The organism is Streptomyces sp. ISL-99, assembly GCF_018614005.1.
Lineage (GTDB): Bacteria > Actinomycetota > Actinomycetes > Streptomycetales > Streptomycetaceae > Streptomyces > Streptomyces flavidovirens.
Genome location: NZ_JAGGPC010000048.1, coordinates 93627 through 106604, shown reverse-complemented (window position 1 = coordinate 106604; position 12978 = coordinate 93627). Strand labels below are relative to the sequence as shown.

Below are 12978 nucleotides of genomic sequence, written 5' to 3'. Positions count from 1 at the left end.
GACTAGCGGTCGCGCTTCTCCTTGATCTTCGCGGCCTTGCCGCGCAGCTCACGGAGGAAGTACAGCTTCGCGCGGCGGACGTCACCGCGGGAGATGAGCTCGATCTTCTCGAAGATCGGGCTGTGCATCGGGAAGGTGCGCTCGACGCCGACGGAGAAGGAGACCTTGCGGACCGTGAAGGTCTCGCGGACGCCCGAACCCTGGCGGCGGATGACTACGCCCTTGAACTGCTGCACACGCGAGCGGTTGCCCTCGATGACGCGGACGTGAACGTTCACGGTGTCACCGGGACGGAACGCGGGAAGGTCGGTACGCAGCGATGCGGAGTCGACGGAGTCGAGAAGGCTGGACATGTGAGTCTGCTTCCTCGCCGATGCCACAGGTCATCGACGGAATTCGATAAGAGAGTTTCTGGGCGCTGTCCGCGTCGGGCGGGCGTCGTTCCCCCTGTGGCAGGGGCGCACGCCGGACGTACAGCAGCGGCCTATTCTTCCACGGCCTCGGGGTTACGCCCAAATCGGCCGTCGGGGCCGGGACGCCAGCCGAGGATGCTCAGCATCTCGCGGTCCTTCTTGTCGAAGGCCCTGGGGTCGCAGCGCTCGATGAGGTCCGGCCGGTTGGCGGCCGTACGCCGCAGCGCCTCGTCCCGCCGCCACCGGGCGATCTTCCCGTGGTGGCCGCTGAGCAGCACCTCCGGGATGCCCCGGTGCCGCCACTCGGGCGGCTTGGTGTAGACGGGGCCTTCGAGCAGGTCGGCCATCGCGCCGGGCGCGAAGGAGTCGTCGCGGTGCGATTCGGCGTTGCCGAGCACTCCGGGCAACAGCCGGGCCACCGCCTCGGTGATCACCAGTACGGCAGCCTCGCCGCCCGCGAGGACGTAGTCCCCGATGGACACCTCGTACACCGGCATGCGGGTGGCGTACTCGTCGATGACGCGACGGTCGATGCCCTCGTAGCGCGCGGGCGTGAAGACCAGCCAGGGCCGCTCGGAGAGCTCGACGGCGAGTTCCTGGGTGAAGGGGCGGCCGCTGGGCGTGGGCACGACCAGTACCGGGCCGTGCGCCCCGCTCTCGTAACCGTCCGCCAGAGCCTCGTCCAGGGCCTCGCCCCAGGGCTCGGTCTTCATGACCATGCCGGGACCGCCGCCGTAAGGAGTGTCGTCGACCGTGTTGTGGCGGTCGTACGTCCAGTCCCTGAGGTCGTGCACGTGTACGCCGAGCTGCCCGCGCGCCCTGGCCTTGCCGACGAGCGAGACGTTCAGCGGCTCCAGGTACTCGGGGAAGATCGTGACGACGTCGAGCCTCATGCGCCGTCGTCTTCCTGGTCCTGAGCCTGGCTCTTACCCTCGCCCTCGTCCCGCGACGACGCGACCACGGCCTGGCTGTCGTCGATCAGACCGGGCGGCGGGGTGATGACCGCTCGCTGCTCCTCCAGGTCGATCTCGGTGACGATCTCCTCGACGAAGGGGATCATCACCTCGCTGCCGTCGGGGCGCTTCACGATGAACAGGTCCTGCGAGGGCAGGTGGGTGATCTCGGTGATCCGGCCGATCTCGGTGCCGTCGGCGAGGACGACGTCGAGGTCCATCAGCTGGTGGTCGTAGAACTCCTCCGGGTCCTCCGGAGTCGCCGCCGGGTCGACCTCGGCGATGAGGAGGGTGTTGCGCAGCGCCTCGGCGGCCGTGCGGTCCTTGACGCCCGCGAAGCGCAGCAGCAGCCGCCCGCTGTGCACCCGGCCGGTCTCGACGGTCAGCGGCCCGACGGAGGCCGGGTCCGTGGCGAGTACGGCGCCGGGCCCGAGCCGCAGCTCCGGCTCGTCCGTACGCACCTCTACCGTGACCTCGCCCTTGATCCCGTGGGCGCGGCCGATCCGCGCGACTACGAGCTGCACTTGATGTTTCTCCTGTCTTACGACTACGGGCCGGGAAGGGCTCGTGAGCCCTTCCCGGCCCGAGCCGGCGTATCTAGGTAAAAACGGCCAACTTGTTCAGCGGACCTGGTCCACGTCGACGAGGTCGACACGGATGCCACGGCCGCCGATGGCGCCCACGACCGTACGCAGAGCGCGAGCGGTGCGGCCGTTGCGGCCGATCACCTTGCCGAGGTCGTCCGGGTGAACCCGGACCTCCAGCACGCGTCCGCGGCGCAGGTTGCGCGAGGCGACCTGCACATCGTCGGGGTTGTCGACAATGCCCTTCACGAGGTGCTCAAGAGCCTCCTCGAGCATGCTCAGGCCTCGGTCGACTCAGCGGACTCAGCCGCAGGAGCCTCGTCAGCCTTCTTGTCGGCCTTCTTCGCCTTCGGGGTGATCGCCTCGCCCTTGGACTCGTCGCCACCCTCAAGGCCCTTGGCGAACGCGTCGAACGCGGCACGCTTGTCGGCCTTGGGCTCCGGCTGCAGCAGCGGCGCCGGGGCGGGAAGGCCCTTGTGCGCCTGCCAGTCACCGGTGAGCTTCAGGATGGCCATGACCGGCTCGGTCGGCTGGGCGCCGACGGACAGCCAGTACTGGGCACGCTCCGAGTTGACCTCGATGCGCGACGGGTTCTGCACCGGGTGGTACAGACCGATCTCCTCGATGGCCCGGCCGTCACGGCGGGTACGGGAGTCGGCGACGACGATGCGGTAGTGAGGCGAACGGATCTTGCCCAGACGCTTCAGCTTGATCTTGACTGCCACTGGAGTGGTGTCTCCTGGTCTATGACGTGGTTGGGCACAACGAAGATGCCACGTGGGGTTGCGGTACTCGGGTGCCCGATGGACGCGTCAGCCGGAGGCGAGAGGGTTCCTGTGCGGCTGTCGAGTACAGCTAGCCATTGTGCCACACACCTGTGGCACAGACATCACCCGCCCAGCACCCGGCCGGCAGGCCCGCACGGGCGTTGAGTGGCGTCAGCAAAAGGCGGTCAGCTCGCTGCGGCCACCACTTCCGGGATGCGGAACGGTTTTCCGCAGCCACCGCACACGATCGGGGCCTGGGCCAGGACCGAAGGCACGACGCGGACGTTGCGCCCGCAGTCGCAGACGGCCTTGACCCGCACCCCGCCGCCGGACGAGCCGTGCCGGGCGGCGGGCCCGCGGAAGGAGCGTTTGGTGTCCGACGTGGTCGCGACCGTGTGCGCCTTGAGGGCGCGCTGGAGCCGCTCGATCGTCGGCCGGTAGCGCCGCCTCGCCTCGGGGTTGAGCGAGACCAGCGAGAATCCGCTGCTGGGGTGCGGCTCCTCGGGGTGGTCGAGGCCCATCTCCTCGGCGATCGCGAGGAATCTGCGGTTGTGGTAGCGGCCGGCGCGCGAGGTGTCACGGACGCCGCGGGAGGCGGCGATGCCGTGGACTGCCTCGTGCAGCAGTCGTTCGAAGGAGAGCTCGGCGCCACAGGCGGACGAGGACTCTCCGATCAGGGATTCGGGCGCGGCTAGGTCTGGCAGCTCGGGGTGGTACCGCTGAATGTCGGCCCACGCCTGCGCCAGCTCTGCGGCGAGAACAGGTGGTGTCGTGCTCACGTCGTGACAACGAGCCGGGGTGCCCCGGTGTTCCTATTCCGGGCCATCCCAAATAATTTGCACGTACCAGTCAGTTGCCATTGATGCGTCCTGACGAGGGCGGGTGCGCTGATCTGCGGAGGACCCGCCCAGCGGCCATCATCCCGGGGCGTACCCACGCGTACGCTCCGGCGCGTACGAAAAGACCGCACGCCGGGGCATCAGCGCCTCCGGGGGCGCGAGTTGCCACCCGGACGCCGACGGGCGCTCCCATGGGGCAACGGCCCGGACGGCGACAGTACCCGGGGCACACCGTCGGCCGGGCACCGCCCCGTCCCCGATGACCGGACACCGTACGGTCGCGTTCCTTCGCGTGGCGCGATCCGCCCGGCGACGGCACTCTGGAACCTGGATCCGCTCCGGCGCGGGGGCGCACGGCAGGGGCACGCAAGCATTGCCTTACGACCCCTGGACTTGATGCCGGATGCGGAGTTCCCTGGCTACGGGGAGTACAGGCGCACGCACACGGGGGAACGTCCATCAAGGACACGCAATGACCTCTCGGCGGATTGGGGCGCTTTCGATGACACCTACGCTCGTCCGGCACCACCGGCACGACCCGAACACAGCCTCAGCGCCGGCGACCGACGCGGGCGCGCGCGCCCGCGACTGGGCCGAGATCCAGGAACGGATGCTGGTCCCGCTCTACGAAGCGGCGTACGAGCGGCTTGAGGTGGGCCCCGCCACCCGGCTGCTCGGCCTCGGCTGCGGCTCGGGACTCGCCCTGCTGATCGCCGCATCGCGAGGCGCGCAGGTGACAGGCGTCGAAGCCGATCCCGAGCGGGTCGCGCTGGCCCGCGAGCGTCTGCTGGCGGACGCGCCGCGGAGCGGGAGCAGCACCGAGGACACCCCGGACAAACCCACGCGCCTGTACGAGGGCGCCTCGGCGGAGGTCTGCGACGGCTCTGCCCCGGCGTACAACCTCGTCACCGCCTTCGAACCGCTCGGCTGTGCGTCCGGCGATTCCGAGGGGCTCGCCGTGGCGCTCGAAAGCGCGATACCCCTCGCCGAGCGCGGCAGCGCAGTGGTGCTCGCGGGCTGGGGTCCGCCCGAGCGCTGCGCGACCTCCGCGGTGCTGCGGGTCGCTTCCCGGCTGACCGAGACGCTGCGCGCCACCGGCGGCCGGGGCTGGCGTCCTGCGCGGAGGGACGACCTGGAGGACGTGGCCTCGCGGGCCGGCCTGAGACCGGACGGCTCGGGCCGGGTCGCGTGCCCCTTCGGTTACGCCGACATGGACAGCGCCGTACGCGGCCTGCTGTCGACCGGGCTGTTCCACGCGGCCGTACGGGCCACGGATCCGGCGCAGGTCGAGAAGGAGCTCACCGAGGCGCTCCACCCCCATGTGCGGGGGGACGGAACGGTCTGGATGTCGAACGTCTTCCGCTATCTGATCGCCCGTAGGCCATGAGCGGCTGTGGGCGCCCCCTCCGTGCCGGAGGAGGCGCCCACAGCGCGGTGTGCGTACGGCCGGGCGTCAGCCCATGAGCTGCTAGCCCATGAACTTCTTGAACTCGTCGGGCAGTTCGAAGTCCTTCGCGCCCTGACCGGCCGGCAGGCCCAGCGCGCCGCCCGACTGCGCGGCCTGCTCGCGGCGCTCGGCCGCGGCCTGCTCCTCCAGCTTGCGCTTCATCGGGTTACCGCTCTTGCGCTTGCCCTTGGCCTGCTTCTGCTGCTTCTTCTGACGGCCGGGACCGCCACCCATGCCCGGAATCCCCGGCATACCCGGCATTCCGCCGCCCTGAGCCATCTTCGACATCATCTTGCGCGCCTCGAAGAACCGCTCCACCAGGTTCTTCACGGCGCTGACCTCGACGCCCGAGCCCTTGGCAACGCGGGCACGGCGCGAGCCGTTGATGATCGTCGGGTCCTGGCGCTCGGCCGGGGTCATCGACTTGATGATCGCGGCGGTACGGTCCACGTCGCGCTCGTCGATGTTGTTGATCTGCTCCTTGATCTGCCCCATGCCGGGCATCATCCCGAGCAGCTTGGAGATGGAGCCCATCTTGCGGACCTGCTCCATCTGGGCCAGGAAGTCGTCGAGCGTGAACTCCTTCGGCCCCTTCGCCAGCTTGGCCGCCATCGCTTCGGCCTCTTGCTGGCTGAAGGTCTGCTCGGCCTTCTCGATCAGCGACAGCATGTCGCCCATGCCGAGGATGCGGGACGCCATGCGGTCCGGGTGGAACGCGTCGAAGTCGTCCAGCTTCTCGCCGTTGGACGCGAACATGATCTGGCGGCCGGTCACCTTGGCGATCGACAGCGCGGCACCACCACGCGCGTCACCGTCGAGCTTGGACAGCACCACGCCGTCGAAGCCGACGCCGTCGCGGAAGGCCTCGGCGGTGTTGACCGCGTCCTGGCCGATCATCGCGTCGACGACGAAGAGGATCTCGTCGGGGCTGACGGCGTCGCGGATGTCCGCGGCCTGCTGCATCATCTCCTGGTCGATACCGAGGCGGCCCGCGGTGTCGACGATGACGATGTCGTGCAGCTTGTTCTTGGCGTACTCGATCGAGTCCTTGGCGACCTTGACCGGGTCGCCGGAGCCGTTGCCGGCCTCCGGTGCGAACACCGCGACACCGGCGCGCTCGGCGACGACGCTCAGCTGGTTGACGGCGTTGGGGCGCTGGAGGTCACAGGCGACCAGGATCGGAGAGTGGCCCTGGCCCTTGAGCCACAGGCCGAGCTTTCCGGCGAGGGTCGTCTTACCGGCACCCTGGAGACCCGCGAGCATGATCACGGTGGGCGGGTTCTTGGCGAACCGCAGCCGACGGGTCTCGCCACCGAGGATGCCGACGAGCTCCTCGTTGACGATCTTGATGACCTGCTGAGCGGGATTCAGCGCCTGCGAGACCTCGGCCCCGGCGGCGCGCTCCTTGATCTGCTTGATGAACGCCCGGACGACGGGCAGCGCGACATCCGCTTCGAGCAGCGCGATACGGATCTCACGTGCCGTGGCGTCGATGTCCGCCTCGGACAGGCGGCCCTTGCCCCGGAGGTTCTTGAATGTCGCTGCGAGGCGGTCGGAAAGAGTATCGAACACGGCGGTCGCGAATCCTCGGGTCGGGGGGCGGGGGGACACAGATGCCCCCAGGGTATCTGTCCGTCTGCGGTGGGGGCTGCCCCCTTCCCCCTACCGCAGCGCACCCTCCAGCACCCTGGCCACCTCGGCCGCCTCCGTCTCCGGCAGCGGGGCGCCTCCCGGGCCTGTGACGTAGAACGCGTCGACCGCGTTCGCACCCAGCGTCGACACGTGCGCGCTGCGCACCCGTACCTTCGCGGCTTCCAGTGCGTGGCCGATGCGGTGCAGCAGCCCGGGGGCGTCCTGGGCGCGTACCTCGATCACGGTCGCGAGGCGGGACCCGGCGGCGGCGACCGTGACGCGGGGTGGTGGGGCCTGGGCGCCCCGGCGGCGCGGGTTCTTCTCGTACGCGCGCTCCCGCTCGGCCAGGCGCGAGGGGATGTCCAGCGAGCCGTCCAGGGCGCGTACGAGGTCCGCCCGCAGCCGGGCGGCCTGCGGCAGTGCCCCGTACTCGGCCGCCACCCGCCAGTCCAGCAGCAGTACGCCGGCCCGCGAGGCCGGACCGTCGGCCGCCACCGGGTCCGGGAGTTCGGCGGCCCGCAGTTCCGCCGTCCGTACGGTCAGCCGGTGCATCGCCAGTACGCCGGCCACGGCCGGCAGGACACCGGGCTGGTCCGGTACGGCGATCAGCAGCTCGACGCCCAGCGGCTCCGGCTCCTCCCCGGCGTCCTCCGCGTGCGCCTCCGGTTGCGCGCGCAGCGAGAGGACGGGGCCGCCGGTACGGAACGCCTCGATGGCCAGGCGCTCCTGCTCGGCGCTGGGGGCGGCGGGTTCCGGCTCGGCCGGTTCCGCGCCCGCCAGGACGGCGGCGACGCGCTTGACCAGGTCGGTGACGAGTGAGGCGCGCCAGGTGGACCAGGCGGCGGGCCCGGTGGCCAGCGCATCGGCCTCGGTGAGGGCGTGCAGGAGTTCGAGGGTGCCGGTCGATCCGACCGCGTCGGCGACCGCGCGGACGGTCGCCGGGTCGTCCAGGTCACGCCGGGTCGCGGTCTCGACGAGGAGGAGGTGGTGGCGTACGAGCGTGGCAATCACGCCCACGTCCGCGCGGTCGAAGCCGATGCGGGCGGCGATGTCGCGGGCGATGATCTCGCCGGCCACCGAGTGGTCGCCGGGCCAGCCCTTGCCGAAGTCGTGCAGCAGGGCAGCGGTCAGCAGCAGGTCGGGGCGGTGGACGCGGCGGGTGAGCGCGGAGGCCCGTACGGCCGTCTCGACCAGGTGCCGGTCGACGGTCCAGGTGTGGACGGGATTGCGCTGCGGACGGCACCGCACCCGCTCCCAGTCGGGCAGCAGCCGCGTGATGAGGCCCTCGGCCTCCAGCGCCTCCCACACCCCGATCGTCGCCTCGCCCGCGCCGAGCAGCGTGACGAGTTCCTCGCGCGCCTCGGCCGGCCACGGCACCGGCAGCGGCCGCGCGACGGCCGCCAGGCGGCGTACGGCGTGCAGGGAGACCGGCAGTCCCGACTGCGCCGCCGCGGCGGCGGCCCGCAGCGGGAGCACCGCGTCGCGCTCGGGTCGCGCGGTACGGGCCAGCACCACCTCGCCGTCCTGCTCGACGACGCCCTCGGCGAGCGGGGTGCGTTCGGGCGCGGCCTTGCCGCCGCCGAGCATCGCGCGCAGCCTGGGCCGCACGGACCGGGCGCGCAGGACGCGGTTGACCTCGCGCCAGGTGACGTCACCGGCGTACGCGATGGTGCGCGCCGCCTCGTACACCTCCCGCAACAGCGTGTCGGCGTCCAGCAGCCCGAGTTCGCCGGCGACCTGGTCCTGTTCCTGGAGGGCGAGGCGGTCGGTGGCGCGCCCGGTGGTCAGGTGCAGTGCGTCGCGTACGTCGAGGAGCCGGCGCCGCGCCGCGTCGAGGCCCTCGCGCGGGGCGTCGGCCAGCCAGGAGGCGGCGACGGCGCGCAGCGCGGTGGCGTCGCGCAGGCCGCCGCGTGCCTCCTTGAGATCGGGTTCCAGCAGGTACTGGAGTTCGCCCTGCCGTACGGCCCGTTCCTGGCACAGCTCGTGGAGTTCGGGCAACCGCTTGGGGGCGAGATTGCGCCAGTCGGCGAGTACGGCGGTGCGCAGTCCGGCGGTGATCCCGAGGTCGCCGGCGATGTGCCGGGCGTCGAGGAGTCCGAGGTGCACCTTGAGGTCCTCGCCGGCGGTTTTGCGGGCCTCGGCGGGCGTACGTACGGAATGGTCGAGGGCGAGGCCCAGGTCCCAGACGGGGTACCAGACGCGGTCGGCGAGCGCCGCGACGGCGCTCGGGTCGGCGCGGCCGTCGTGCAGGAGCAGCAGGTCGAGGTCGCTGCGCGGGGACAGCTCGCCCCGCCCGTAGCCCCCGACGGCGACGAGGGCCGCGCCGCGTACCCCCGCTTCGAGGGCGGCCGTGGTGAACAGCGCCTCCAGCCAGTCGTCGGTCAGCCGGGCGAGGCCGGAACGGCGCGACGGCCCGGACTGCGACTTCTCCTGGAGAAGTCGCAGCCGGGCCGCCGCGTAGCCGCTGGGTCCCGAGTCGTCGGACGGTTCGGTGATCACTTCTACGCTCGTCACCCAGCAGCTCCCGTTTTCATGCGTTCCGGTCGGAGAGGTCCGGCCGGTCAGGTCAGAGGGCGTCCGGGCCGCGTTCGCCGGTCCGTACCCTGACCGCCGTCTCGACCGGCACGCTCCATACCTTGCCGTCGCCGATCTTGCCGGTACGGGCGGCCTTCACGACCACTTCGATGAGCTGTTCGGCGTCACTGTCCTCGACCAGCACCTCGATCCGGATCTTCGGTACGAGGTCTACCGTGTACTCGGCGCCCCGGTAGACCTCGGTGTGGCCGCGCTGGCGCCCGTATCCGCTGGCCTCGGTGACTGTGAGTCCCTGGACTCCGAAGGCCTGGAGGGCCTCCTTGATCTCGTCGAGCCGGTGCGGCTTCACGACCGCGGTGATGAGCTTCATGCGTCCACCTTCTTGTTCTGCGCGGCGCCGGCCTTGTCGGTCAGGCCGGGAGCGGGTGCGGCCGTGCGGGAGGCGGAACCGCCGCCCGCTCCGCTGAAGTCGTACGCGGTCTCGGCGTGCTCGACCTGGTCGATGCCCAAGACCTCGTCGTCCTCGGGGACCCGCATGCCCATCACCTTGTCGATGACGAAGGCGAGGAGCGCGGAGACCACCAGAGAGTAGGCCAGCACCGCGAAGACACCCACGGCCTGCTTGCCGAGCTGGTCGAGTCCGCCGCCGTAGAAGAGGCCCTTGGCGTCGGACTGCACGCCGCCGGTGGCGAAGAAGCCGACGAGGAGCGAGCCGACGATGCCGCCGACGAGGTGGACGCCGATGACGTCCAGGGAGTCGTCGTAACCCAGCTTGTACTTGAGGCCGACGGCCATGGCGCACAGCAGACCGGCGATGGCGCCGACGGCGATCGCGCCGAGCGGGCTGACGGAGCCGCCGGCCGGGGTGATGGCGACGAGGCCCGCGACGGCGCCGGAGGCGGCGCCGAGCGTGGTGAACGAACCGTGGCGGATCTTCTCGTACGCCAGCCAGGCGAGCATGGCGGCGGCGGTGGCGACCTGGGTGTTGAGGAACATCACGGCGCCGACGCCGTCGTCGTTGCCCAGCCAGGAGCCGGCGTTGAAGCCGAACCAGCCGAACCACAGGAGCCCGGCGCCGAGCATCACCAGCGGCAGGCTGTGCGGGCGCATCGGGTCCTTCTTGAAACCGACACGCTTTCCGATGACGAGGATGACGCCCAGCGCCGCGGCGCCGGCGTTGATGTGGACGGCCGTGCCGCCCGCGAAGTCGATGACGCCCATCTCGAAGAGCCAGCCGCCGGAGCCCCACACCCAGTGCGCGACCGGGAAGTAGACGACGGTGACCCACAGGGTGATGAAGAGCGCCCAGGCGGTGAACTTGACGCGGTCGGCCAGGGCGCCGCTGATCAGGGCCGGGGTGAGGATCGCGAACATCAGCTGGAAGACGGCGAAGACGTAGACCGGGATGGTGTAGCCGTCCCAGAGCTCGGTGACTCCGATGTTGCTCAGTCCGACGTAGTCGGAGGACCAGCCGATGACCGAGCCGACGTCGGTGCCGAAGGCGAGGCTGAAGCCGTACAGCACCCACAGGATCGTGACGATCCCGAGGCTGATGAAGCTCATCATCAGCATGTTCAGGGTGGACTTGACGCGGACCATGCCTCCGTAGAAGAAGGCCAGGCCCGGCGTCATGAGCATCACCAGGGCGGAACAGATGAGCATGAAGCCGGTATTGGCGGCAGACAGTTCGATCTTGTCTGCGGCAAGCGTCGTGATGCCTGGAGGCATCGGCGTCTCCTCGTCGTCGGTGCGGCCCGTGCGGGGGCGGAGCCTGTTGGCCTGTTGACCTGTTGGCCGGTCGGCAGCAAAGGGATGAGCCGGTTATGCGCCATGAGGTTGGCGCAGCGCCGTTTCCGTCGATGCCCCTCGATGTTTCGCCGCAGTGACGAAGAGGTCGTGCGTGTTACGTACGGGTGAACCGCCGGACCGGGGCCCGTGCGGCCGTTATCGTGTCGCAACCATCAAAAAAACCGGCCGCGACGGCTACCCGGTTGACCTGGCGCGGGGGAGCCGAGTCAAGCTTCACGGGGTGGCTGTCGCGACCGGCGTCTGTGGCGGCCGCCGGCCGGGCCCTCAGACCGCTTCGGCGGCTTCGGGCAGCTGGGCTGCGAGCTGGTCGGTGAGGTCGACGACCTCGGCCACGTCGCCGAAGTCCCTGGCGGCGGTGTCGACGGTCTTGCGGAGCCGGGTGTTGACACGCTCGGAGCGGACGCGCCTGGCGACAGCCAGGGCCTTTTCGGCCAGTACGACGGACTGCTCGGGCTCGCGCTTCAGGAGGTGCACGGTGGCCATGCCGATGAGGTTGAGTGCGTACGAACGCTGGTGCTCCGCGTCCCTGCCGAAGAGCTCGACCGCGCGCTCCATGACGGGCTCGGCGAGCGAGGCGTAGCTGGGGCTGCGGCCGGCGACATAGGCCAGGTCGCGGTACGAGTGGGCGTTCTCGCCGTTGAGCTCGGCCTCGGAGAAGAAGCGGATCCAGTCGGGCTCGGGCTCGCCGTCCAGGCCCGCGTCGGCGAAGGTGTCCTCGGCCATCCGGACGGCCCGTTTGCACTTGCTGGGCTGTCCGATGTTGGCGTAGGCGCGGGCCTCCATCGCATACAGCATGGCCTGGGTCCTGGGGGTGGCGCAGTCGCGGCTGCCGTACTGCGCGAGGTGGATGAGCTCCAGCGCGTCGTCGGGGCGGCCGAGGTGGATCATCTGGCGGCTCATGCTGGACAGGACGTACGACCCGAAGGGCTTGTCGCCCGCTTCCTTGGCGGCGTGCAGCGCGAGGACGAAGTACTTCTGGGCTGTGGGCTGCAGGCCCACGTCGTAACTCATCCAGCCGGCCAGCTCGGCCAGCTCGGCGGCGCATTTGAAGAGCCGCTTGGAGGTGGCTTCGGGCTGCGGTTCCTGGAGCAGGTCCGTCACTTCGTGCAGCTGTCCGACGACCGCCTTGCGCCGCAGTCCGCCGCCGCACTGGGCGTCCCACTGGCGGAACATCATGGTCGTGGACTCCAGCAGGTCGAGCTCCGGCCTGGAGAGCCGGGACGGCCGTCGCGACGATCCGGCCGGTTCCGGGCGGCGCGGCTCACCGGCGGGCGCGGGAACGAGCCAGCGCTGCATGGGCTCGATGAGCGCCGGTCCTGCGGCGAGCGCCAGTGAGGTGCCGAGGAAGCCGCGGCGCGCGAGCATCAGGTCGCTGCGCGAGAACTCGCTGAGCAGCGCGACCGTCTGCGGGCCCGCCCAGGGCAGGTCGACGCCCGACACGGAGGGTGACTGGTGCGCGGAGCGCAGTCCGAGGTCCTCGACGGCGACGACGCTGCCGAAGCGCTCGGAGAAGAGCTCGGACAGGATGCGCGGGATCGGCTCGCGCGGCTGCTCGCCGTCCAGCCAGCGGCGTACCCGCGAGGTGTCCGTGCTGATGTGGTGCGCGCCCATCTGGCGCGCCCTGCGGTTCACTTGACGCGCGAGCTCGCCCTTGGACCAGCCGCTGCGCACGAACCACGAGCCCAGCTGCTCGTTCGGGCGCTTTCCAGCGTTCGTACCGCCTGCGCCACTGCCGCTCACTGGAACGCCCCCATCCCGCTGAAGCCTCTTTGCCCTAACCCCTGACAGAATGCCGTGAGTTGCGGCCTGTTGTCCCGGGGATGCGCCCCCTCGAACAGGAAACCGGGTTGCCTCGGGCATACCCACGAGCGTGGTTATTCCGGGTTTCGTGTACCGAAAGTAATCCTACGATCACCCCTCCGGCCATGGCGATTCCACAAACGCCACCATTCGCCACCCCATCGAATGAACTCCCCCGCCGCCGGGCGCGATTCACTTG

General features: G+C 70.5%; 12 protein-coding genes. 1 reads left to right on the top strand and 11 read right to left on the bottom strand.

Annotated features, from left to right (window positions below):
* Window positions 1–2: 2 nt before the first annotated feature.
* From rplS to J7E91_RS28065, 6 genes are all read right to left on the bottom strand, one after another.
* Window positions 3–353 (bottom strand): 50S ribosomal protein L19, encoded by a 351-nt coding sequence (gene rplS / locus J7E91_RS28090; RefSeq protein WP_214909371.1) that lies wholly within the window; start codon window positions 351–353, stop codon window positions 3–5.
* Window positions 354–484: 131 nt separating this feature from the next.
* Entirely contained in the window at window positions 485–1306 is an 822-nt protein-coding gene (gene trmD / locus J7E91_RS28085) for a tRNA (guanosine(37)-N1)-methyltransferase TrmD (RefSeq protein ID WP_214909369.1), read from the bottom strand.
* Complete coding sequence (gene rimM, locus J7E91_RS28080; RefSeq protein ID WP_214909367.1) at window positions 1303–1890, bottom strand: ribosome maturation factor RimM; 588 nt, start codon at window positions 1888–1890, stop codon at window positions 1303–1305. Before rimM ends, trmD begins: the two co-directional genes overlap by 4 nt.
* Window positions 1891–1986: 96 nt before the next feature.
* Entirely contained in the window at window positions 1987–2226 is a 240-nt protein-coding gene (locus J7E91_RS28075; protein WP_005311361.1) for an RNA-binding protein, read from the bottom strand.
* A gap of 2 nt (window positions 2227–2228) precedes the next feature.
* On the bottom strand, window positions 2229–2675 hold the full coding sequence (rpsP, locus tag J7E91_RS28070; protein ID WP_028814561.1) for a 30S ribosomal protein S16: 447 nt from the start codon (window positions 2673–2675) through the stop codon (window positions 2229–2231).
* A gap of 227 nt (window positions 2676–2902) precedes the next feature.
* Window positions 2903–3496 carry a hypothetical protein gene (locus J7E91_RS28065; RefSeq protein WP_214909365.1) on the bottom strand — a complete coding sequence of 198 codons (594 nt, stop codon included), beginning with the start codon at window positions 3494–3496 and terminating at the stop codon, window positions 2903–2905.
* A 562-nt stretch (window positions 3497–4058) separates the two neighbouring features.
* Here J7E91_RS28065 and J7E91_RS28060 point away from each other — a divergent pair.
* Window positions 4059–4943 carry a methyltransferase domain-containing protein gene (locus J7E91_RS28060; protein WP_214909364.1) on the top strand — a complete coding sequence of 295 codons (885 nt, stop codon included), beginning with the start codon at window positions 4059–4061 and terminating at the stop codon, window positions 4941–4943.
* Window positions 4944–5024: 81 nt separating this feature from the next.
* Here the strand turns inward: J7E91_RS28060 and ffh are convergent, their stop codons facing one another.
* The 5 genes from ffh to J7E91_RS28035 form a co-directional block, all read right to left on the bottom strand.
* A complete protein-coding gene (gene ffh, locus J7E91_RS28055) occupies window positions 5025–6575 on the bottom strand; it encodes a signal recognition particle protein (RefSeq protein WP_214909363.1) in 1551 nt (516 codons plus the stop codon).
* A 90-nt stretch (window positions 6576–6665) separates the two neighbouring features.
* The gene (locus J7E91_RS28050; RefSeq protein ID WP_214909362.1) at window positions 6666–9149 is read right to left on the bottom strand and encodes a [protein-PII] uridylyltransferase; all 2484 of its coding nucleotides are present in this window, start codon (window positions 9147–9149) and stop codon (window positions 6666–6668) included.
* A 52-nt stretch (window positions 9150–9201) separates the two neighbouring features.
* Window positions 9202–9540 carry a P-II family nitrogen regulator gene (locus J7E91_RS28045; protein WP_136723172.1) on the bottom strand — a complete coding sequence of 113 codons (339 nt, stop codon included), beginning with the start codon at window positions 9538–9540 and terminating at the stop codon, window positions 9202–9204.
* Entirely contained in the window at window positions 9537–10898 is a 1362-nt protein-coding gene (locus J7E91_RS28040; protein ID WP_214909361.1) for an ammonium transporter, read from the bottom strand. Before J7E91_RS28040 ends, J7E91_RS28045 begins: the two co-directional genes overlap by 4 nt.
* Window positions 10899–11243: 345 nt before the next feature.
* Window positions 11244–12719 (bottom strand): hypothetical protein, encoded by a 1476-nt coding sequence (locus tag J7E91_RS28035; RefSeq protein WP_214909360.1) that lies wholly within the window; start codon window positions 12717–12719, stop codon window positions 11244–11246.
* Between the last annotated feature and the right edge of the window lie 259 nt (window positions 12720–12978).